This is a genomic window from Gordonia alkaliphila (genome assembly GCF_023017165.1).
Lineage (GTDB): Bacteria > Actinomycetota > Actinomycetes > Mycobacteriales > Mycobacteriaceae > Gordonia > Gordonia alkaliphila.
The window spans coordinates 550,360-577,116 of record NZ_JALKBW010000001.1; the positions used below are offsets into that span (position 1 = coordinate 550,360).

General features: G+C 67.0%; 1 protein-coding gene and 1 pseudogene. Both read right to left on the bottom strand.

The genetic code is table 11. From position 1 onward, the window contains the following. Positions 1-19: 19 nt before the first annotated feature. On the bottom strand, positions 20-17,770 hold the full coding sequence (locus MUG78_RS02650; protein ID WP_246991938.1) for a non-ribosomal peptide synthase/polyketide synthase: 17,751 nt from the start codon (positions 17,768-17,770) through the stop codon (positions 20-22). After that, positions 17,760-26,681: pseudogene (locus MUG78_RS02655) on the bottom strand (amino acid adenylation domain-containing protein); the annotation flags it as partial. The gene MUG78_RS02650 and the pseudogene MUG78_RS02655, both read right to left, overlap by 11 nt. Positions 26,682-26,757 lie beyond the last annotated feature (76 nt).

The window sequence follows — 26,757 nt, forward strand, 5'->3', positions numbered from 1 at the left end:
CCTAACACGTCAGCGGAGTTCACAGAATTGGTCCGTTCAGACGACGTTCGATGAGCGGTCCAAGCACGGCGAATCCGTGGGCGCTCCCCATCGATCCGTGTTCTATGTCGACATCGATATTGACAAACTCACCGAGCGCCCGGTCGCGCCAGTAGTCCGTGACCCGCCCGGGCCGATCACGACGAGTCGCAGTGAACAACAACACCGGCACGTCCACGCTGCCCGGTTCGTGACCGATCAGCAGGTCCGCACCCGCATCGAAGGCACCGATCATGCGCCCGGACAGGTCGCCGAAGTCCAGGCCGGCCGCCCTGAGATTCCGCGCCAATGTGTCGCCTGCAGAGCCCGGCGACTGGTCGTCGGCGAGCATCGCCTCCCAGCCTGCACGGAGCTCGGCGACACTCGCAGCGTGCTCTTCGGGCGTGATCTGTTCCTCGTATACCGCACCGGCCGCGGGGTCCAGAAGGCCCAGGAGCGCAACCTCGTGCCCCATCGCCTTCAGTTTCCGCGCCACCTCAAAAGCAATCACACCGCCGAGAGACCAGCCGAGCAGGTGATACGGGCCGTGCGGCGCGACGTCGAGGATCTCGGTGACGTACCGGTCTGCGAACTCCTCGATCGAGGAGAAGCGTTCCTCTCCCGCGATCACGGCTGGATCCTGCAAACCGTAAACCGGCCTATCCGCAATGTAGGGCAGCAGGTCACCGTACATCCACGAGACACCGTCGGCTGGCGGGAAACAGAACAGCGGAGGTCGCGACCCCGCGGTCCGCAGTCCGATCAGGACACCCGACGAACGGGCCTCACCCGAAATCACCGAGGCGAGGTTGCGAACCGTCGGGTGCGAGAACAGCCACGGCAGCTCGACCTCGCAGCCCGCCTTCCGTAGGTGAGCGGTCAACTGCACTGCCGACAGCGAACTCCCCCCGAGATCGAAGAAGGACTCGACCACCGAAACCTCGTCAAGGCCGAGCACGTCGGCGAAAGCGGAAGCGACGAGTTCCTCCACCGGCCCCTCTGGTGCGACGTATTTCGCAGCCAGCTGCCCGAAGTCCGCAGGAGGAAGAGCCCGCCGGTCGATCTTGCCAGCAGTACTCAGGGGAACACCGTCGAGCATTACCCAGACAGTCGGCACCATGTAGCCGGGCAGCGCCTGCGACGCCGCCGCCTTCACAGTGTCCAGATCCACCGTGGCAGGTGCCAGATACGCGACGAGATGGTCACTTCCACTCGATGCGGTCGCGACCGTCGCCGCCGCGTGGACGACCCCGGGGGCGCCGGCGAGCACCGACTCGATCTCCCCCAACTCGATCCGCTGCCCACGAAGCTTCACCTGGAAATCGTTACGGCCCAAGTATTCGAGCTCGCCCGCCGCATTCCAGCGCACCCGGTCGCCGGTGCGATAGAGCCGCTCCCCTTCGACACCGAAGGGACTGGCGACGAAGCGCTCAGCGGTCAGGTCGGGCCGAGAGGCATAGCCCCGCGCCAGCTGAACACCACTCAAATAGAGTTCGCCAGCGACACCGACCGGCACCATCGCCAGGCGTCCGTCCAGCACCAGGGTTCCGGTATTGGTGACCGGCCGACCGATCGGCACGATGGTCTCTCCGGCCCGAACCCGATGCGCGGTCACATCGACGGCAGCCTCGGTCGGACCGTAGAGGTTCTCCAACTGGACCTCCGGGAGCCTGGCGAGCAACGCCTGAGCATCGCCGGGCGCGAGTGCCTCACCCGAGGTCACCACCAGTCGCAGCGTGTCGAGTGTCCGCACCTCGGCGCCGAGGACGCCGAGGAAGACCGAGAGCATCGACGGGACGAAGTGCACGACGGAGATCCGCTGCTCCGAGATGATCTGCGCCAGGTAGTCGGGCTCGGTGTGGCGGCCGGGTTCAGCGATGACCAAAGTACCGCCCGTCACCATCGGCAGGAACAGTTCCCACACCGACACGTCGAACGTGTACGGCGTCTTCTGGAGCACCCGATCGGAGTCGCCGAATGCGTAGTCATCCGCCATCCAGGCCAGCCGGTTGACGATCGCCGAATGCGTCACCGTCACGCCCTTCGGACGTCCAGTCGATCCAGAAGTGAACAGCGTGTAGGCCGCACTGTCACCGCGCACCGTCGCCGCTCTCTCGTCATCGGACACCGGCGGCGCCGCCAGGTCCACCGCTGCGGCGGCATCGACCTCTATCACCCGGATATCGTCGACCATTTCTGCGATCGATTCAGGTCGCGACGCGCTAGCGGCGACGAGCACCGCCGTCGCACCCGACGTGTCGAGCATCGATGCGACGCGGTCCACGGGGGCAGCGGTGTCTATCGGCACATAGTGGCCGCCCGCAGCGATCACCGCATGGACTGCCACAAGCATCTCCACGGACCGGTCGATCGCCACGCCCACCGCAATATCGGGTCCGATGCCACCTTCGATGAGTTGACGGGCCAAAGTCGCGATTCGCGCCCCGAACTCTCGGTAGCTGAGCTCACGGTCGGCAAACACCACCGCCGTAGCTTCTGGCGTCCGCGCGACCTGTGCGGCCACCGCCGAAGCCAGGGTGCTGGGGCCCCGCAGGACCTCGGGGCCCACCGACAGATCGAACGCCCGGAACTCCTCGTCGATCGCCAGGAGCGGAACGTCGCCGACCGCACCGACCGGATTCTCGGTCAGCCCGGAGACAAGCATGACGAAGCGTTCCGCGAAAGTTGCTACCGTCGGCTCGAGGAACAGATCCGTCGCATAGGTGAATGACGCCGTCCATGCCTGCCCCTCGGGCGAGGTGAGCACAGCCAGTGCCAGATCGACCTGTGCGGGAGCATCGGCCCCATCCACGCCGGTGATCGACAGGCCCGCGACATCCACCTCCGCCTGCTGGGCCGAGGCACCGGGATCGAACGACAACATCACCTGGGCGAGTGGCGCAAAGGCTTCGCTGCGCACCGGGTCGAGGGCGTCGACGACGGTCTCGAACGGCGCGTCCGCGTGCGCGAATGCCTCCAGATCCACCGTGTTCACCGCATCAAGCAACTCATCGAAGGTCGCATCGACGTCAACCTGCGTACGTAAGACCAGGGTGTTCACGAACATGCCGATCAGCCTGTCCAGCGCGGCCTGACCGCGCCCCGCCGTCGGAATCGCGATCGCAATGTCGTCGGTGGCGGTCAGCCGGGCGAGCAGGACGGCCAGCGCCGCATGCACCACCATGAACGGGGTCATTCCCCGTCGCTGTGCCACACTGCGGATGCGCTCGGCTACCTCGGCGGGAATCTCAAAACGGAACTCCGCACCACGGTGCGAGGCCACCGCTGGCCGAGGCCGGTCTGCAGGCAGTTCCAGCACATCGGGCACGCCCGCAAGCTGCTCACGCCAGTAGCGAATCTGCCGCCCGACGACCGACTCGAGGTCATCCGGCGAACCGAGCACCTCATGCTGCCAGATCGCGAAATCGGCGAACTGCACCGGCAACGGCGCGAGCGACGGAGCCTCGCCGTTCACGCGAGCCGCGTAGGCGGCCACCAGATCCATGATCAGCGGAAGCCGCGACTCGCCGTCGGCGGCGATGTGATGCGTGACGACGGCGAGTACATGGTCACCGTCCGCGGTCGGCCACAGGCGGACTCGCAGCGGCCAGTCGGCACTCACATCGAATCCGGAGACCAGCGCCTCGTGGACCTGGTCCATCGAATCGACGACGGCCCAATCGAGGCGACCCTCGATCTCGGCGACGTCGCCGATCCGCTGGAACGGCACGCCGTCGACGTCCGGGAATGACGTGCGGAGCACCTCGTGGCGTGTCACCAGGTCCACTACCGCGGCGTGCAGCGCTTGCGTGTCGAGTTCACCGTTGATCCGCAGCACAGCAGGAATGTTGTAGGTCGGCGACGACGGATCGAACCGGTTGATGAACCACATCCGCTGCTGAGCAAACGACAACGGAATCTGAGCCGGGCGCGGCACCGCTGCCGTCACCGGCGGCAAGGCCGGGGCGCGATCGGCGACCGCCACAGCCAGCGCACGCACACTCGGCGCATCGAACACATCGCGCACCGACACCTGCACCCCCAGCGCCTCGGAAGCCCGGGCGACCAGGCGCATCGCCGCCAGCGAATTGCCGCCGGCCTCGAAGAACGACTCGGTCACAGAGACCCGATCAGCACCGAGCAGTTCGGCGAACACGCCGGCCACGATCTGCTCGGTCTCGGTGGCCGGTGCCACATACTCCACGGCCTCGAATACCGGATCGGGCAACCCGCGCCGATCGACCTTGCCCGCCGTATTGAGCGGCATGGTCTCCAGCGCCATCCACACCGTCGGCACCATGTACTCCGGCAGTCTGCTCGCCAGCTCGGCGGCCAGCTGAGCGGTGTCCACCGATGCCGGCGCCACATAGCCGACCAGCTGATCGCCCGCCGGGCCCTCGACCACCCGGGCCGCCGCATGCACCACGTCCGGTGCGGCTGCGATCGCCGATTCGACCTCGCCGAGCTCCAGACGCTGACCGCGGAGCTTCACCTGGAAGTCGGTACGGCCCAGATACTCGAGGTCCCCGGACCGTGGGTTACGGCGGACCAGGTCACCGGTCCGGTACAGGCGCGAACCGGCCACCCCGAACGGATCGGCAACGAACCGCTCCGCGGTCAGGTCCGGTCTGGCCGCGTAGCCGCGCGCGGACTGGGCGCCGCCCAGATACAGCTCACCTGCCACACCGTCGGGCACCACATGCAAGCGCGAATCGAGGATGAACGCCGTGGTGTTCCGCATCGGGCGGCCGATCGGGACCACTGCCTCCGTGCCGCCGAGCCGGGCGGACATCGTGTACACCGCGGCCTCGGTGGGACCGAAGAGGTTCACCACTTCCGCTTGCGGCACTCGGGACCGGAAATCGTCGGCCACCGCCGGTGGTAGCGCTTCACCTCCGGAGAACAGCACTCGCAGACCAGGCAGCAGCGGCCGTTCCTGAACGACGTCCAGGAACGCTGCCAGCAACGACGGTACGAACTGCACCACCGACACCTTCTGCCGGTTCATAACATCCGCCAGGTACTGGGGGTCGCGATGGCCCTGCGCTTCGGAGATCACCATCGTCTGGCCGGCGACCAGGGGCCAGAAAAGTTCCAGCACCGACGCATCGAAGGTGTGCGGGGTCTTGAACAGCAAACGCTGGTCGCCGGAAGGAATCAGCTCGTCGAACCAGCTGACAAAGTTGTGGACCGCACCGTGCGAAACGGTCACCCCCTTGGGCTGACCAGTCGATCCCGAGGTGAACAACGTGTACGCCGCATGCTCCGGCCGCAGTGCCGCCGACCGCTCAGCCGGATCCAGCGGGAGCACATTCTCGGCCGGGACGCCACCATCGACCTCGACCACCGGAACGCCCAGCGACGAGACGAAGCCGGGTACCGCTTCACCCGTCCGGATCACAACCACGGACACGCCCGCGGTCGCCGCCACGTACTCCGCCCGCTCCGCCGGAGAATCGACGGCGATCGGCACATACTGTCCGCCGGCAGCCATGATCGCGTGGACCGCAACGACCAGTTCCACACTGCGGTCCATGACGAGGCCGACCGCCGTATCCGGACCGACACCGGCAGCGATCAACTCTCTTGCGAGCATCGCGACGCGAGCACCGAACTCCCGATACGAGAGCTCTCGTCGTCCCGCGATCAAGGCCACGGATTCCGGTGCGCGCCGGACACTCTCGGCCACCGCAGCGGCGATCGTCTCGGCCCGCATGGGCGCTACCGGCCCGGTCGACTCCTCGATGACGATCGATGCTTCCCGCGCGTCGAGCAGTTCGACGTCGCCCATCGGTATCTCTGGCGAATTCACCAGATTCTCGAGAGCCCGCACGAATCGCTCGCCGAGCTTCTCCATCGACGATCGATCGAACAGTGCCGTCGGGTAGGTGAGCAGGCCGGTCCAGTCTGTCGCGGCCTCGCCCGCGGCCAGCGTCAGGTTCAGGTCCATCTGAGCAGGGGTGTCGATTGCGCCGAACGGCTCGACCTGCACTCCTGCGAACTCCACACCGCTCTCGACTGCACCGATCGGATCGACCGACAGGATCACCTGCACTAGCGGCGAGAACGCCTCCGACCGCACCGGATCGAGTGCATCGACCACCGACTCGAATGGCACATCCGCGTGGGCGAAGGCCTCGACGTCCGACATGCGCGTCAGCGCCACGAAGGCTTCGAACGACTCGGCCGGATCGACGCGGCTCCGCAGCACCAGGGTATTGACGAACATGCCGATCAAGCCACCGAGGTCACGCTGCCCACGGCCATCGATCGGCGTGCCGACGACGATGTCATCCGAGCCGGTCAGACGACCCAGCAACGCCGCGAAGACCGCGTGCAGCACCATGAACCGGGAGGCTCCGGTCCTGCTCGCCAACTCGTCGACCCGTGCGCCCAACTCCGCGGGAACGGTGAACTGAACCTGGTCACCACGCGGCGAGAACACCGCCGGCCGCGGCCGGTCTGTCGGCAGGGCCATGACGTCGGGTACTCCGTCAAGCGCTTGCTTCCAGTACTCGAGCTGCTGTCCGAGCACCGAAGAGGAATCCTCGGGCGATCCGAGATTCTCGTGCTGCCACACCGCGAAATCGGTGTACTGCACCGGCAAGGCCGTGAACGCCGGAGGCTGACCGGCACTGCGCGCAGCATAGGCAGTCAGGAGGTCCGCGATCATCGGGCCATAGGACTGCCCGTCGAACGCGATGTGGTGCACGACGATCGCCAGCACCAACGACTCGTCGTCCTCGATCAGCACCCGGACCCGCAGCGGGAACTCGCGGGTGACGTCGAAGCCCCGGGCGAGCTCGTCGACCATCTGCTCCGCCGAATGAACGAGACGCCAATCCAGCCGGGCACTCGCGTCACCGGCCGGTATCACCAACTGGTAGGGCACCCCGGCGCTGTCCGGGAACACCGTCCGCAGCACCTCGTGCCGTTCCACCACATCGATCACGGCCTGTCGCAATGCACCACGATCGACGTCGCCGCGAAGCCGGAAGGCTCCCGGGATGTTGTAGGTCGGGGTCATCGGATCGAGCCGGTTGATGAACCACATCCGCTGCTGCGCAAACGACAACGGCACCCTGTCGGGGCGCGGAACCACACTCGTCACCGGCGGGAGGGCGCCACCGCGACCCCACGCTGCGACGGCAAGCTGACGTACCGATGGTGCCGCGAAGACGTCGGCAATGGACAGACCGACATTCAGCGCCTTGCCCGCGCGGCCGACCAACCGCATCGCGCTCAGCGAGTTACCACCCGCATCGAAGAACGACTCGGTGACACCGACCCGCTCCACACCGAGCACCTCGGCGAACACCGCAGCCAACGCCTCTTCGGCCTCGCCCTCGGGTGCGACGTACTCGCCCTGCGTCGACGACAAATCCGGTGCGGGCAACGCCCGACGATCCAGCTTGCCCGCCGAGTTCAGCGTCACCTCGTCGAGCAGCGTCCACACCGACGGGCGCATGTATTCCGGCAACGACTCAGCAAGGTGTGCCTTCACCGCATCGAGATCCACCGATGCCGGCGACACATAGCCGACCAGGAACTCGCCACCCGCGGGTGCAGTCGCGACCGTCGCCGCCGCATGCACCACACCCGGACCGCCCGCGATTACCGCCTCGATCTCACCGAGCTCGATCCGCTGCCCCCGCAGCTTCACCTGGAAATCAGTACGACCCAAGTACTCGATATCCCCGCCCGGCAGACGCTTCACCAAGTCACCGGTCCGGTACAGCCGGGATCCGACAGCACCATAAGGATCGGCGATGAAACGTTCCGCGGTCAGGCCCGGCTGATCGGCGTAACCCCGCGCGATCTGCACACCACCCAGATACAACTCACCCGGAACACCATCGGGCACCAGCTGCAAACGATCATCGAGCACCAGCATCGAGGTATTCGCGACCGGCTTGCCGATCGTCACCAACTCCGGCGCATCCGACACATCGGCCCAACCCACCTCGACCGCAGCCTCAGTCGGACCAAACAGATTGTGAATCTCAGCCTGCGGCCACACCGCATGCGCGGCAGCCACCGTCGCCGGCGCCAACGCCTCACCCGAGGCGAACAACCACCGCAACGACGTCAACCCCGCCAGTCGGTCGTGATCGACCACATCCAAGAACACCGACAACATCGACGGCACAAAATGCACACTCGTCGCCTCGGTCTCGGCAATCAGATCAGCGATATACCCCGGATCCCGATGCCCATCCGGCCGCGCCACCACGACCGTCGCACCCGACATCAGCGGCGCGTACAGTTCCGGCACCGACACATCGAAGGTGTACGGCGTCTTCAAAACGACCCTGTCGCCCACGCCCCACGGGAACGCGTCCAGACCCCACCACAAGCGGTTCAGGACCGCATCGTGCGACACCGTCACACCCTTGGGCACACCCGTCGACCCCGACGTGAACAACGTGTACAAAGCACTGTCACCGTGCAGCGGCGCCAACCGGTCCGCATCGGTCACCGCGGCAGTAGCCAGATCAACGTCACCGGACGCATCCACCTCCAGCAGACGCACATCGATGAGATCGGCAACAGGCTCAGGCACGGCGCCAGCAGCCACCAACACCAACTCGGCACCGGCAGTCTCCAGCATCACCCGCGCACGCTCGGCCGGAGCAGAAAGATCGACCGGCACATACTGACCGCCCGCAGCAGTCACCGCATGAACAGCCACCAGCAGTTCCACCGAGCGATCAATGCAGACACCGACCGCCACATCAGGCCCCACACCGGCAGCGGTCAACTCACGCGCCAACACCGCCACCCGAGCACCGAACTCCGCGTACGAGACCTCGCGGCCCTCGAACACCAGCGCCGCCGCATCCGGCGTCGAAATCACCTGCGCCGCAACAGCATCGGCCACTGAACCAGCCGGCGTCCCCTCCACCGGTCCGGTCCCGACCGCCAGCGCCTCGGCGCGCTCATCACCGATCAGCACCGACGCATCACCGACCGCGACCTCCGGATCAGCGGTCAACTCGCCGAGCAACGCCACGAAACGATCCGCGAACGCCCGCGCCGTCGACGCATCAAACAGATCCGCGGCCACAACCACCGAACCCGACCACGCCTCACCAACTGGCGCCGAATGCACGTTGAACGTCACATCCACCTGAGCTGGAATCACCGGCACGTCGAGCGGCTCCGCAGAGATCCCGGCGAGCTCCACCTGCGCCTCAGACGCCGAGGCAGCAGGATCGAACGACAGCATCACCTGCGCCAGCGGCGCGAAGGCCTCGCTGCGCACCGGATCGACCGCCTCGACCACCGACTCGAACGGCACGGTCTGGTGCGCGAGGGCGCCGAGGTCGGCCTCCCGCACCTGATCGAGCAGTCCGGCGAACGACTCCGCCGGATCGACCTGCGCACGCAGCACCAGCGTGTTGACGAACATGCCGACCAGAGCGTCGAGCTCGGACTGACCGCGACCGGCCACCGGCGTGGCGATCGTTATGTCCTGCGTCGCAGACAACCGGGCGAGCAACGTCGCCAAGACGGCATGGACGACCATGAACGGCGTCGTGCCCGAGGCCCGGCTCACTTCGGCGACCCGATCAGCGACCTCGGCCGGCACCGAGAAGTCCACGCTGGTGCCGACATACGACGCGACCAGCGGGCGCTGGCGATCGGCCGGAAGTTCCAGCACATCCGGAATACCGGCCAGGGTCTCCCGCCAGAAGTCGAGTTGGCGGCCGAGTACCGAGTCGGCGTCATCCGCCGAACCGAGCACGTCACGCTGCCAGATCGCATAGTCGGCGAACTGCACCGGCAACGGCGTGAACTGCGGGACTTCGCCTGCGGCACGCGCCGCGTACGCCGCCAGCACATCGGACATCAGCGGGAGCATCGACTCGCCGTCGACGCCGATGTGGTGGGCCACCAACGCGAACAAGTACCCGTCGCCTTCGGGATGCACGACGGCCCGGATCGGCCACTGGGTGGCCACATCGAATCCTGCGGCCACCGCAGCGCGGAACTCCTCCGCCGAGCGTGCGTCGATCCACGGGAGTTCCGCATCGACAACGGCGGCCGGTCCGACCAACTGAACCGGTACACCGTCGACGTCGGGGAAACTCGTCCGCAGCACCTCGTGCCGGCGAACCACATCGGCGACGGCGATCCGCAACGCGATCACGTCGAGGTCGCCGGTGATCCTCAGCACCGCCGGAATGTTGTACGTCGGCAACGACGGATCGAATCGGTTGATGAACCACATCCGTTGCTGCGCGAACGACAGCGGAATCCGATCCGGGCGCGGCACCACAGCGGTCACCGGAGGCAATGCCGGGGCCCGACCACCGGCTACGACAGCCAGTTCCCGAACTGAGGGCGCATCGAACAGATCGCGGATCGACAGATCCACACCCAGGGCATCACCGGCCCGGGCCACCACCCGCATCGCACTCAGCGAGTTACCGCCGGCATCGAAGAACGATTCGGTCACGCTGACACACTCGACGCCGAGCACATCGGCGAACACCGCAGCCAGAGCCTCTTCCGCGTCCGACCCCGGCGCCACATACTCGCCGGAACCGTCGAACACCGGTGCCGGCAACGCCTTGCGGTCCAGCTTCCCGTTCGCCGTCAACGGCAGCCGGTCCACCACCATCACCAGATCCGGCACCATGTACCGCGGAACCCGCGCACTCGCGGCCTCCCGCACCACCTGAGCGTCCAGCACCACACCCTGATCAGCAACGACGTAACCGATCAGCAGATCACCGCGGGCCGCATCGGCGACCACCGCAGCCGCCGCACCGGTCACCCCGCCGGCGGCCAGCAACGCCGCTTCGACCTCCCCGTACTCGATACGGAAACCACGCAACTGCACCTGACCATCAGCCCGGCCCAGATACTCGATATCGTCGCCGACCCAACGCGCCAGGTCACCGGTCCGATACAGACGCGACCCGTCCCCGTCGAACGGATCGGCAACGAAACGCGTCGACGACAGCCCCGGACGATCCAGATAACCCTGCGCCAACTGCGCACCGGCCACATACATCTCACCGACCACACCGGCGGGCACCGGCCGCAACCGGTCATCGAGGATACGAATCGCCAACGAACTCAACGCACGACCGATGAACGACGGATCATCGGCCGACACCACGGCCCGATCGATCGGCCGGAAACTGACATGCACCGTCGTCTCGGTGATGCCGTACATATTCACCAACTGCGCCGGATCGTCAGGGTTCTCATCGAACCAGCGACGAACCTGATCGAAACCAAGCTCCTCACCACCGAACACGACATAACGCAACGCCAGTTCGGCATCCGGACGGCGCCGCCGCGCATCGATGAGCTGATAGAACGACGACGGCGTCAAATTCAAGAACGTGACCCGCTCGTCCTCAAGCACGCTCAGGAACGCATCGAAATCACGGGCCAGCTCCCGATCGACCACCACCAGCCGGGCACCGGACAGCAACGGCCCCCACAACTCCCACACCGAGAAATCGAAGGCATAGGAGTGGAACATCGTCCACACGTCATCGGGCCGGAAATCGAAATCGGCCGCCGTGGCGCCCATCAGGGCGCCCACGTCAGCATGCGTGATCTCCACACCCTTGGGAAGACCCGTCGAACCCGACGTGTAGATCACGTACGCCCGGGAGGCCGGCGGCACCGTCACCGCAGTGAAACCGGCACGATCGCCCTCAGCCACCAGCACGTCGGCATCCAGAACCCGCACCCCGTCACCGACACCGGACCACAGTTCATGACCCTGCGTCGAAGCATCGGTGAGGATCACCGACACCCCCGCGTCGGCGATGATGAAGTGCAACCGGTCCACCGGATTGGTTGTGTCCAGCGGTAGATACGCCGCACCCGCCTTCAGCACACCCACGATCGACGCCACCAGATTCACCGACCGCGCCGTCGCCAGACCCACCAGATCCCCGGGCCGCACACCGGCAGCCACCAACCCGGCAGCCACCGCGTCCGACGCCGCATCGAGCTCCGCGTAGGAAAGCGACCTACCGCCGGCGGAGACCGCCACCGACGCCCCGTGCTCGCGCACCGACCCGGCAAAAGCCTCCACCAGCGAACACCCCGCCGCAGCAGGCACCACCGGTGCCGGCAGCCCGGCCAGCCGCGCGCGCTCAGCGTCATTCAGCAGGTCGACGTCGCCAATCGGCCGCATCGGATCAGCCGTGAGCGCATCCAGTGCTGACACCAGGAGCGTCGCGAACTGTTCGATCGTTGCTACGTCGAACAGGTCGGTCGCGTAGAGCAGCACCATGTGCCATTCGCGGCCGGTTTCGATGCCGACTCCGATATGCAGGTCGAATTGCGCCGGCGGTTCGTCGGAGGTGATCGGTTCCACCCGCAGGTCACCGATGTCGACGGCCGGGGTATCGACTCCCCCACCCTGATCCACCGTCAGCACCACCTGCGCCAGCGGCTGGAAGGCCTCGCTGCGCACCGGATTCACTGCCTCAACCACTGACTCGAACGGTGCGTCGGCATGTGCGAACGCGTCCAGATCCACCGTGCGGACGACGTCCAGGAACTCGGCGAACGGCATTCCGGACGGTGCCTGGGTGCGCAGCACCAACGTGTTGACGAACATGCCCACCAGCGGATCGAGCACCGCATCGCCGCGGCCGGCGATCGGCGTCGCCACGCTGACGTCGTCCGTCGTGCCCAGCCGCGAGAGAACTGCCGCCAGCCCGGCGTGGAGCACCATGAACGGCGTCACGCCGTGCTCACGAGCCAGCATCAATACCCGCTCACCGACTTCTTCCGGGATACCGAACTCCAGGTGCTTGCCACGACCACTGGCCGCCGCCGGCCGCGGCCGGTCGGACGGCAGTTCCAGTACGTCCGGTGCCCCGGCGAGTTGCCCTCGCCAGTAGTCGAGTTGACGCCCGACCACCGATCCGGGGTCGGTCTGAGAACCCAGCACCTCGTGCTGCCAGATCGCGAAATCGGCGAACTGGACCGTCAGCGCCGAGTAATCCGGCGCATGGCCCGCGGTCCGCGCGGCGTAGGCCTCGAGGAGGTCACTGACCAGGGGGAGCCGCGATTCGCCGTCGAAGGCGATGTGGTGCGTCACCAGTGCGACCACGAACTCACCCGGCGCCGACTCCCAGACCCTCGACCGGAGCGGCCATTCGCGCGTCAGATCGAAGCCGGTCACCACGGCGGACTCGATGTCCACCTGCGACGACACCACCGCCCAATCGAGGCGACCGGGAACCGCAGCCGCGTCACCGATCTCCTGGTATGCCACGCCACCGTCGGACGGGAACGTCGTCCGCAGCACTTCGTGCCGAACGACGACGTCGATGATCGCCGCCCGCAGAGCGGCGACATCGAGTCCGCCGCTCACCTTCAGCACGGTCGGCTGGTTGTATCCGGCGGAGGCCGGTTCGAGCCGGTTGATGAACCACAACCGCTGCTGCGCGAACGAGAGCGGAATCCGGTCCGGCCGCGGCACCACCGCGGTCACCGGCGGCAACGCCGCCGCCTTGCCGGCGGATACCGCGGCCAGCTCACGTACCGACGGAGAATCGAAGAGGTCCCGGATCGACAGGTCCACACCGAGGGCATCGCCACCCCGCGCCACCACACGCATCGCGCTCAGCGAGTTACCGCCGGCATCGAAGAACGACTCGGTCACACTGACCCGATCCAGGCCGAGCACGCTGGCGAACACCGCAGCGAGGGCCTCTTCGGCCTCGCCTTCGGGAGCGACGTATTCGGTCTCGGTGGACGAGAGATCCGGCGTGGGCAACGCCCGCCGATCCAGCTTGCCCGCCGAGTTCAGCGTCACCTCGTCGATCGGCATCCACACACTCGGACGCATGTACTCCGGCAACGACGCAGCCACCTGCGCCTTCACCGCATCAAGATCGACCGACGCCGGCGAGACATACCCGACCAGGAACTCGCCACCGGCCGGCGCCGTCGCGACGGTCGCCGCGGCATGCACCACCCCGGGCGCACCGGCGATCACCGACTCGATCTCCCCGAGCTCGATCCGCTGACCCCGCAGCTTCACCTGGAAGTCGGTGCGGCCGAGATACTCGAGCGATCCGTCGGCCAACCGCCGGACCAGGTCGCCGGTTCGATACAGGCGAGCACCAAGAACGACGGGAGCAGCTGGCGCGACAGGTGCGACAGGTGCGACCGGCGCAGCTGGTGCGACAGGTGCGACCGGCGCAGCTGGCGCTACCGGTGCGACAGGTGCGACCGGCGCGGTTGGCGCTACCGGTGCCAGCGGAGCTAGAGGAGCTAGCGGCGGCAGCGGAGCAACCGGTGCGACAGGACCTGCCGGAGCCGCCGGCGCGACCGGCGGAACCGGAGGAACCGGTGGCACGGGCGGCACGGGAGGAACCGGTGGTACAGGCGGAACCGGTGACACCGGCGTAACTGGAACGCCCGGCGCGGCAAACGGGTCAGCGATGAAGCGCTCCGCGGTCAGCGCAGGCTGATCGGCGTAACCACGCGCGATCTGCACCCCGCCCAGATACAACTCACCCGGAACACCATCGGGCACCAGCTGCAAACGATCATCGAGCACCAGCATCGAGGTATTCGCGACCGGCTTGCCGATCGTCACCAATTCCGGCGCATCGGACACATCAGCCCAACCCACCTCGACCGCAGCCTCCGTCGGACCAAACAGGTTGTGGATTTCAGCCTGCGGCCACACCGCATGCGCCGCAGCCACCGTCGCCGGCGGCAGCGCTTCACCCGAAGCAAACAGCCACTTCAGCGACGTCAGCGAGGCCAACGTGCCGCGATCGACCACATCCAAAAACACCGACAACATCGACGGCACAAAATGCACACTCGTCGCCTCGGTCTCGGCGATCAGATCAGCGATATACCCCGGATCCCGATGCCCATCCGGCCGCGCCACCACGACCGTCGCACCCGACATCAGCGGTGCGTACAGTTCCGGCACCGACACATCGAACGTGTACGGCGTCTTCAAAACGACCCTGTCGTCCACACCCCACGGGAACGCGTCCAGACCCCACCACAAGCGGTTCAGCACCGCGCCGTGCGACACCGTCACACCCTTAGGCACCCCCGTCGACCCCGACGTGAACAACGTGTACACAGCACTGTCACTGTGCAGCGGCGCCAAACGATCCGCATCGGTGACCGGCGCGACCGACAAATCCACCTCGCCGGACGCATCCACCTCCAGCAGACCCACGTCGCTGAGATCGGCAACTGGCGCAGGCACGGCGCCAGCGGCCACCAACACCAACTCCGCGCCCGCAGTCTCCAACATCACCCGCGCACGATCGGCCGGAGCAGAAAGATCGCCCGGCACATACTGGCCACCCGCAGCAGTCACCGCATGAATCGCCACCAGCAATTCCACCGAGCGATCGATGCACACACCGACCGCAGTCTCCGGACCCACACCGGCAGCGATCAACTCACGCGCCAACGTCGCAACCCGAGCACCGAACTCGCGGTAGGACACCTCACGGCCCTCGAACACCAACGCCACCGCATCCGGAGTCGAAACAACCTGCGCCGCAACAGCATCCGCCACCGAGACTCCGGCGCCCTCCGCTCCCCCAGCAGCACCCTGCGCTCCCCGAGCCTGTCGAGGGGCCACCGGCCCAGTCCCCGCTGCCAATGCCGCCGCACGCTCATCACCGATCAGCACCGACGCATCACCGACCGCGACCTCCGGATCAGCGGTCAACTCGCCGAGCAACGCCACGAAACGATCCGCGAACGCCCGTGCCGTCGACACATCAAACAGATCCGCGGCCACGACCACCGAACCCGACCACGCCTCACCGGCCGGCGCCGAAGCCACATTGAACGTCACATCCACCTGCGCCGGTGTCACCGGGGGCGCGAGCGCCTCCACGCTGATCCCGGCGGTCTGGGCCTGCGCCTGCGTCATCGATGCCGCCGGATCGAACGACAGCATCACCTGCGCCAGCGGCGCAAAGGCCTCGCTGCGCACCGGATCGACCGCTTCGACCACCGACTCGAACGGCACCTCCTGGTGTGCCAGTGCCGCCAAGTCCGCCATCCGCACCCGACCGAGCAGATCGGCGAACGACTCCGCCGAGTCGACCTGGGTTCGCAGCACCAGCGTGTTGACGAACATGCCCACCAGCGCGTCCAGCTCGGCCTGACCGCGACCGGCCACCGGGGTCGCGATCGTGATATCCGGCATCGCCGACAACCGGGCAAGCAACGTTGCCAAGACGGCATGGACCACCATGAACGGCGTCGCACCGGAAAGCCGGCTCACTTCTCTGAGCCGAGCCGCGATGCTGGCCGGAATCGAGAAGTCGACACTCGTGCCCGTGTACGACGCCACTGCCGGCCGCGACCGGTCTGCCGGCAGTTCCAGCACATCCGGGATTCCCGCCAAGGTCTCCCGCCAGAACGTCAGTTGGCGACCCAGCACCGAGCCCGGATCGTCCGGCGTCCCCAGCACCTCGTGCTGCCAGATGGCGAAGTCCGCGAACTGCACCGGCAACGGCACGAAGGCCGGCATCTGACCGGCACTCCGGGCGGAGTAGGCCGCAAGCACATCGGTCATCAACGGCAGCATCGACTCGCCGTCGACGCCGATGTGATGTGCCACCACCGCGAACAAGAACTCATTCCGCGTGCCCCGATGAAGGATCGCCCGGATCGGCCACTGCTGCGTCACGTCGAACCCGGCGGCGACCGCCTCGCCAAACGCCTCCGCCGATGCTGCTTCGGTCCACGGGAGATCCCGGTCGACCGCCGACTCAGCCGAAATCACCTGAACCGGTACGCCATCGACGGCCGGGAAGATCGTCCGCAGCACCTCGTGACGGCGCAGCACGTCGGCAAAAGCCACCCGGAGCGCGTCAGTGTTCAGCTCGCCCGACAGCTTGAGGACGGCCGGGATGTTGTAGGTCGGCGCAGCCGCATCGAACTGGTTGATGAACCACATGCGTTGCTGCGCGAAGGATAGCGGAATGCGGTCCGGTCTCGGCTCCACTGCGGTCACCGGCGGCAACACTTCGGTTCCGCTCGCGGACGCAGCGGCGAGTTCGCGGACGGTCGGCGCGTAGAAGAGATCCCGGATGGACAACTCGACACCCAGCGCTTCGCTGGCTCGTGCCACCAACCGCATGGCGCTCAGCGAGTTGCCACCGGCATCGAAGAACGACTCGGTAACGCTAACTCGCTCCACACCCAACACATCAGCGAACACCCGAGCGAGCGCCTGCTCGGTCTCCCCCTCAGGAGCGACGTACTGCTCCTCGAGGGCGCCGAACTCCGGCGCCGGCAACGACCTGCGATCAATCTTGCCCGCCGTATTGAGCGCGATATCGTCAACGACCATCCACACCGTCGGCACCATGTACCCCGGCAACGCTGCGGAGGTGGAGGCCTTCACCGCATCCAGATCCAGACTCTCTCCCGGACCGGCACACACATACCCCACCAGATGCTCGCCACCATCCGGAGACACCGCCACCGTGACCGCGGTATGCACCACACCCGGCGCCGCCGCAAGAACGGCCTCGATCTCACCGAGCTCGATCCGCTGACCACGCAACTTGATCTGGAAATCCGTACGACCCAAATACTCCAGAGAGCCGTCGCCGAGTCTGCGCACCAAATCACCGGTGCGGTATAGCCGCGCACCCGGTGCCCCATGCGGATCGGCCACAAAACGTTCCGCAGTCAGATCAGCGCGCGCCGCATAGCCACGCGCCAGCTGCACACCACCCAGATACAACTCACCCGGCACCCCCCGCAGGCACCCGATGCAGGCGACCGTCGAGGACCACTGCCGACGAATTCCACACCGGCACACCGATCGGCACCGTCGGATCCTCCGCCGACACCTGCCCGATCCGCTGATAGGTGATCTCGATCGCCGCCTCAGTCGGGCCATACAAGTTGTAGAACAACGCCTCCGGCCACACATCACGCGTAGGAGCCGCCACCGCCGGCGGCAACGCCTCACCCGTGGTCGACACGATCCGCACCGACGACAACGAGTCGAGCAGAGCCCGGGGCACCACGTCCAAGAACACCGACAACATCGACGGCACGAAATGCACCATCGTCGCCTGAGTGCGCACGATCTCCTCGGCCACATACACCGGCTCCAGATGACCACCCTGCTTGAGCACCACCAGCGACGCGCCCACCATCAACGGCGCAAACAACTCCGGCACCGAACAATCGAACGTATACGGCGTCTTCTGCACCACCACATCGCTGCCATCGATCGGCAACTCATCCAAACCCCACCAGAAACGGTTCAGCACCGCCTCATGCGTCAACGTCACACCCTTAGGCATCCCCGTCGACCCGGACGTAAACAGCGTGTACACCGCCGAATCAGCCCGCAACGGCACCAACCGATCACCATCGGTCACCGGAGCCGCTGCAGCAGAGTCCGCTTCCACCGGCACCGACGCATCGACCTCGCGCACCGGCACCCCGGCAGCCTCAGCCGCCGCCAACGCATCACCGACCAGCGAACGATCAGACACCAACAACAACGACGCCTGCGCCGTGGTCAGCATGTACTCGACACGATCAGCCGGAGTACCCAAATCAACCGGCACATACTGGCCACCAGCAGCAACCACCGCATGAACCGCGACCATCATCTCCACCGACCGCGGCACCGCCACAGCCACCGAAACCTCAGGCCCCACACCCGCAGCAATCAACTCCCGCGCAAACACATTCACCCGCGCACCGAACTCGCCATACGAAACTTCACGCTCACCGAACACCAACGCCGTCGCCTCCGGCGTCCGCACCACCTGCCCCGCTACCGCATCAGCGACCGACACCACCGCAGGAAGCCCCACAGAACGGCCCCACTCACGCCCGACCTCAGCAACTACCTCAGCCTCAGCCAGCACCGCCACATCACCCACCGGCACACCCGGATCGGCAGTCAGCGCATCGAGTAACGCCGCAAATCGGTCGCCCAGCCACTCCGCGGTCGACTCGTCGAACAGGTCCGTTGCGACGATCACCGAGCCCGACCAATCCCGGCCGGCCGGTGCGGATTGAACGTTGAAGGCCACATCCAGCTGGGCCGGAATCACCGGCGCCTCGAGTGGCGCCGCCGAAATTCCTGCGATCTCCACACCTGCCTGCGACGCCGAGGCACCTGGATCGAACGACAGCATCACCTGCGCCAGCGGATCGAACGCCTGCGACCGCACCGGATCGACCGCCTCGACCACCGAGTCGAACGGCACATCCTGATGGGCCAGCGCCGCCAGATCCGTCTCCCGGACCTGAGCAAGCAATTCAGCAAAACTCATAGACGAATCGACCCGAGCACGCAACACCAAGGTGTTCACGAACATGCCCACCAACGCATCCAGCTCAGCCTGACCGCGACCGGCCACTGGCGTCGCAACCGCGATATCGTCGGTCGCCGACAACCGCGCCAGCAGCACCGACAACGCCGCATGCACCACCATGAACGGCGTCGCGCCGGCGGCCTGGCTCACCTCCAGAATCCGGGTCCCCACCTGCGCCGGAACCGAGAAGCCGACCTGAACGCCCCGGTGTGAGGCGATCGCCGGACGCGGGCGGTCCATCGGCAGATCCAGCACATCCGGCAGCCCGGCCAGCGCCTCACGCCAGTACGCCAGCTGGCGACCGAGCACCGAATCGGCATCCTCGGGCGCACCCAAGACCTCGCGCTGCCACAACGCGAAATCAGCGAACTGCACCGGCAACGGCGCGAACACCGGTGCCTCACCCGCTGCGCGCGCGACGTATGCGGTCAGCACATCGGTCACCAACGGCAGCATCGACTCACCGTCAGCACCGATATGGTGCGCCACCACCGCAAACAAGTAGTCGTCACCGTCGCGGCAGATCACCGCGCGAATCGGCCACTGCGCCGCGAGATCGAAGCCGGCAGCGGCCGCCTCCCCGAACAACTCCACCGAAGGGGTCTCGACCCACACCAGATCCGCATCCACCGATGACTCGGGAGCGATCACCTGAACCGGGACCCCGTCGACGTCGGGGAAACTCGTCCGCAAAACCTCATGCCGGCGGACCACATCAGCCACCGACGCCCGCAACGCCTCAACATTCACATCACCGGACAGCCGCAGCACAGCCGGAATGTTGTACGTCGGAGCATCCGGCTCCAACCGGTTGATGAACCACATCCGCCGCTGAGCAAACGACAGCGGAATCGTCTGCGGTCGCGGATCGACCTTGACTACCGGCGGCAACGCTGGTGCCCGGTCAGCCACCACCGCAACGAGTTCCCGCACCGACGGCGCGTCGAACACATCCCGCACCGAGAACTCGACCCCGAGCACCTCCCCGGCGCGCGCTGCAAGGCGCATCGCCGAGAGCGAGTTGCCACCCAGATCGAAGAACGACTCGGCGACGCTCACCCGCTCGACACCCAGTACGTCGGCGAACACCGCCGCGACCGCGGTCTCAGCGTCACCGGATGGCGCGACGTATTCGGCTTCCAGCGCGCCGAACTCCGGCGCCGGCAACGATCTGCGATCGATCTTGCCCGCCGTGTTCAACGCGATATCGTCGACGACCATCCACACCGTCGGCACCATGTACCCCGGCAACGCGGCAGCCGCCGACGCCTTCACCGCCTCCAGATCCAGCATTTCGCCCGGACCGGCACACACATAACCGACCAGATGCTCGCCACCGTCCGGCGACGATGCGACCGTCGCCGCCGTCAGCACCACACCCGGCGCAGCCGCCAAAACAGCCTCGATCTCACCCAACTCGATCCGCTGACCACGCAACTTCACCTGGAAGTCCGTACGCCCCAAATACTCCAGCGAACCGTCGCTGAGTCTGCGCACCAAATCACCCGTGCGATACAGCCGCCCACCCGGCGCCCCAAACGGATCAGCGACAAACCGCTCAGCAGTCAGATCCGCGCGCATGGCATAACCACGCGCCAACTGCACACCACCCAAATACAACTCACCCGGCACCCCCGCAGGCACCCGCTGCAACCGCGAATCCAACACCACCGCCGACGAATTCCACACCGGCACACCGATCGGCACCGTCGGATCATCAGCGTGGACTTCACCGATCGACCGATAGGTGATCTCCACCGCAGCCTCGGTCGGACCGTACAAGTTGTAGAACAACGCCTCCGGCCACACCCGACGCGTCGACGCCGCCACCGCAGGCGGCAACGCCTCACCCGACGTCGACACGATCCGCACCGACCTCAGCGCTGCCAGCTGCGACTGCGGAACCACATCCAGGAACGCCGACAGAATCGACGGCACGAAATGCACCATCGTCGCGCCGGTGCGCGCGATCTCCGAAGCCACATACACCGGCTCCAGATGCCCACCCTGCTTGAGCACCACCAGCGACGCGCCCACCATCAACGGCGCGAACAACTCCGGCACCGAACAATCAAACGTGTACGGCGTCTTCTGCAGCACCACATCGCTGCCATCGATCGGCAACTCATCCAAACCCCACCACAATCGGTTCAGCACCGCACGATGCGTCAGCGTCACACCCTTCGGCCGACCGGTCGACCCCGAAGTGAACAACGTGTACACGGCCGAGTCGCGGCGCAACGGCATCAGCCGATCGGTATCGGTGACCCGCGCCGCCCGCGGCGCGGCATGATCGATGTCGATGGAGGCGTCTACCGCGACCGACCCGATGCCGGCGCCAGCCGCGGCCGCCACCGCTCCCGCCGCCGCCGCACGATCGGAGATCAGCAACAGCTTGGCCTGCGAGGTCTCCAGCATGTACTCCGCACGGTCAGCGGGAGTGTCGAGATCGATCGGAACGTACTGGCCGCCCGCGGTGATCACCGCATGTACCGCGACCATCATCTCCACCGACCTCGGCAGGCACAACGCCACCGAGGTCTCCGGGCCCACGCCCGCATCGATCAGGGTTCGGGCGAGGAGATTGACCCGTGCGGCGAACTCGCCGTAAACGACCTCCCGATCGCCGGCCACCAGTGCCACCGCGTCCGGCGTCTGCTGTGCCTGATCGGCCAGCGCATCGGCGACGGTCACGGCCGCCGGGACCTGGTGGCGCATTCCGCGTTCGAGTACCGCGATGGCATCGCTGTCGTCGGGGCCGAGTAGCTGGACCTCGTCGAGGGGGACGTCGGGGTGGCCCGCGGTGAACCGCAGGATTTGCGTAAGAACCCGGGTGAATTCAGCGACCTGCGCTTCGTCGAACACCGACGGCAGGTATTTCAGGCGGAGCATCACCTGGTCGCCGATCTCTGCCGTGACCAGGGTGAGCGGGAAGTGAGTCGCGTCGCGGCCCGACACTCCATGCAAGGCCAGGTCACCCAGCGGCGCCTCGACGATGGAGTCGGTGTCGACCGGATACGACTCATGAATAGCCAAGGTGTCGAAGTCGAGCGCATGGCGCGACGCCGACGCGATCACCGGCAGACCCACCGCCTGGTGATCGAGCAGCCGCGCCTTGTCCCGGTACAGCGTCTGGACGACATCGGCGAACGACGCCGACGGATCGAGATCGACGACCACCGGCAGGGTGTTGATGAACAGACCCACCATGGATTCCACACCCGGTACGTCAGCGGGCCGTCCGGCGACCGTCTCGCCGAAGGTGACTACCTGGCGGCCCGTCACCCGGGAGAGCAACAGCCCCCACGCTCCCTGCAGCAGGATCGCCAGTGTGACCCCCGCCCTGCGAGCGAACGCGGACAGCTCCCGGGTGAGTTCCGGATCGAGCAGGACCTCGTTGTCCTGCGGCACCGAATCGGTCTTGGCGAGCGCTGTTCCGGCGAGACGCGTGGGACCGTCGACCGGGGTCAGCACCTCTGCCCAGGCGTCCAGCGCCTGCCGCAGATCCGCGGCAGCCACCGTGCGCGCATGGTCACCGAAGTCGTACTCGTGCGCCGGTGTCACGGGGTTCCCGGTCGCATACAGCGCAAGGAGGTCAGCTAGCACCAGCGGCCCTGACCAGCCGTCGAACAGGATGTGGTGGTTGGTGACCACCACATCGGTGCCGAAGTCGTGCTCGACCACCGCGGCCCGCATCAGCGGCGGTGCGGCGAGGTCGAAGGGCTGGACCCGTTCGGAATCCATGATCGCCCGGACCTGTTCGGCGACCTCGTCCCCGGCCACTCCGTGCAGGTTCACCGTGCGGATCGGGCTCTTCACCTGGTCGGGGACCACAGCGACCACCGCGCCGCTCTCGCACTGCACGTACGCCGAGCGCAGCACGCTGTGGTGCTTCATCAGCGACGCGAATGCCTCATCGAGTTTCGCGAGGTCGAGCGCTCCGGAGAACTGCAACCGTGCCTGCGTGAGGTAGACGTCGATCTCATCGGCACCGACGACCCGCGCCTGGTAGTACATGCCTGCTTGCAGCGGGGTGAGCGGCCAGACCGCTGCGCCCGGATACTGCGCCGCGAGGTCGTCGAGATCGGCCTGGGTCACTCCGGTGCCCGGCACATCCGACGGCGACAGACCGACAGCTGTACCGTCGGCCGCGGCGATCGCCGCCTCGACCTCGGCGGTCCAGCGATCGGCGATGTCCTGAACGTGCGAGGACGAAATCACCGACTCGGGGAAACGGATACTGGCAGCGATCACCGGTCCGGCGGCACCGGCGACGGTGCTGGCATTGATCGCCAGTACGCCGGTCTCGGTCATGCCGCCAGCACCACCCGGCAGGCTCGGACCGGCCGCGGGCAGCAGCAGATCGTCTGCGACGAACTCGGCGTCGGAGGAGGTGGCGGCGTCGACGGCGACGCCGCGGCCACCCAGGTAGTTGAACGCGACCGAAGGCAACGGCCGAGCGCTGAGCTCGGTGTCACCGCCGTAGCGGAGCAGCCCGAAACCGATGCCGTGCTGGGGCTGCCCCAACCGGGCTTCCTTCGCGGCCTTGACCGCATGGACGATGTCCTCGGCGGGGTCGATCAGCATCGGAGCGATGGTGGTGAACCAGCCCACGGTCCGCGACAGGTCGCTGCGCCGCGGATTCGGACCGGACTCCAGCACGTCCTCGTAGCGGCCGTGGCCCTCGCTCATCACCGTGACGGGTGCGTCGTCGTCGATGCCGGTGTCGCGCTGCCACGAGCGGACGGCGCGGGCAAGTGCCGCGAGCAGCACGTCGGTGAGCGTCCCACCGAACGCCAGCGGCGCGTCGCTGAGCAGCCGTTCGGTGAGGTCCGCCGGGATCTGATGCGCCAGCAACGTCGACTCGCCAATCAGCGTCTGCGGAGCAGGCTCTTCCCTGAACCTGGTGGGCTGCTCGGGTGACTGCTGCAGCCAGTAATCGAGTTCGCCCGCATGCTCGTCGCGCCGGGCGTCGAGGGCGGCGAACCAGGCGCGCTCGGAGGTCGCTTCGGCCCGCAACGAGATCGGCTCCCCGGCCGCGACCTGGGCGGCCGCCGTCGCGAGGTCTTCGATGAGAATCGGCCAGGAGACCGCATCCACCGCCAGATGATGAACGACGAGGACGAGACGCTTCGCGCCGTCGGCGAAGCGGACCAGTACCGCCTGCACCTGCTGTGCTGCGGCCGGGTCGAGTCGTCCTTCGGCATGGGCGTAGGCGTCGAGGATCTGCGCACTGTAGTCCGCGGAGTCCGCGGCGATCTCGACGTCACGCTCGGTGAGCGCGGCCTCGGCGTCGAACGGTTCGCCCGCGACCAGTGTCCACCGGTCCTCGGTCCGGCTCAGTCGCGCACTGAGCATCGGGTGGGCGGCGACGACCGCCGCCAGGATCTCCCGGACCTGGAAGGTGTCCAGGCCGGCGGGGACCGCGAACAGGTTCGCTTGGTTGAAGTCGGCGAACGCGGCGGGATCGCCCGACGACGATTCGATCATCCACGCGGCGATGGGCGGGAGCGCCACCTCGCCGGTACCGCCGCCGCTCGGCTCCTCCAGCGCGGGCACCGCGTCGGCATCGGCTTCCACGGCGCGGAGGATCTCGCGGACAGTCTTGTACTGGAAGACGTCCCGCGGCGAGACCGGCAGACCGGCTGCCTTGGCCGCCGACGAGACCTGAATTGACATGATCGAATCGCCGCCGAGCGCGAAGAACGACTCGGTGACGCCGAACTGTTCCACGCCGAGCAGGCCACCGATGATCGAGGCCAGGGTGCGTTCACCGTCGGTCTCCGGTGCGACGTACGCGGCGCGCGCGGAGCCGGCCTCCGGGTTGGGCAGTGCCGTGCGGTCGAGCTTGCCGGCGGGCGTCAGCGGGATCTCGTCGATGGCGAACAGCTGCGACGGGATCATGTGGGCCGCGAGCCGGTCGGCGATGTCCACCGCGACGGCGTCGACGTCGACGCTCTCCCCCGGCCGGGAAACCAGATAAGCGACGAGTTGGGTGTGCTTGCGCCCGCCCTGCTCCACGTCGTGGCCGACGACCACGGCCTGCGCGACGCCGGACTGCTCTTCGAGGACGGCCTCGATCTCGCCGAGTTCGACGCGCTGGCCGTTGATCTTGACCTGGTGATCGGCACGACCGGCGAATTCCAGGTCGCCCTTGACCACGCGCACGAGGTCGCCGGTGGCGTACATCCGGTCGCCCGGTTCACCGAACGGGTCGGCGACGAAGCTGGTCGCGGTCAGGTCCGGACGACCGAGGTAACCGCGGGCCAGACCGGCGGCAGAGAGATAGAGCTCACCCACCACGCCGTCGGGCACCTGGTGCAGACGGGGATCGAGGACGCGCGCGGTGAAGCCGATGACGGCACGGCCGATCGTGACCGGCTTGCGCGGCATCATGCGGGCGCGGGTGGCCCACACCGTGGTCTCAGAAGGACCGTAGAAGTTCCACAGCCGACGGCCCCGAGCGGCCCAGCGCTCGACAAGTTCCGGCGGGCACGCCTCGCCGGCGGTGGCGAGGTTGCGGATGAGCTCACTGCGCTCGGGGTCGAGGGTGGCCAGCACCGACGGCGTGATGACCAGATCGGTCACTTCACCGCGCTCAAGCACCGAGTCGAGGGCTTCACCCGCGTAGTCGGCGTGCGGCGCGATCACCAGCGTGTGCCCGGCGGTGATCGCCCAGGCCATCTCGAAGAACGAGGCGTCGAAGCTCGGTGAGGCGACGTGCAGAATCCGGGTGTCGGGATCGTCCTCGACCGATCCGGTGACCTTGCGATAGTTGGCGACGAGGTCGGCGATACCCGTATTCGATACCGCGACGCCTTTGGGGCGCCCCGTCGATCCGGACGTGTAGATCAGATAGGCCAGGCTCTCCAGGTACACGGTGCCGTTGCGCTCGGCGTCGGCGATGTCCTCTCCGGAATCGGCCTCACCCTCCAGGTCCGCCAGGCCGATCCAGGTGCAGTCGGTCTCCCCCAGCCGGTCTCTGGTGTCGGGGAGGGTCACGCCGAATTCCACCGCCGAGTCGTCGAGCATGTAGGCGATGCGCTCGTCGGGGTAGGCGGGGTCGATCGACAGGTAGGCGGCCCCGGACTTGACGATGCCCCACACCGCGATAACCGATTCGATGGAACGTTCCATGCCGACAGCGACCACGTCGCCGGGGCGGACGCCGCGCCGCAGCAGAGCCCGCGCGATCCGGTTGGTCCGAGCCTCGAACTCGCCGTACCGGACCTCGATGTCTCCGCTGATCAGCGCGGGGTGATGCTCATCGAGCTCGCGCCCGGCCAGGATGTCGAGCAACGTGCCGGTGTCGACGCGTCCTCCCTGAACGACGGCACGGTCGCGCGAGGTCCCTCTCTCAGACACTACTTTCCTCTCATCCGGCTCGGCGCCGCTTAAC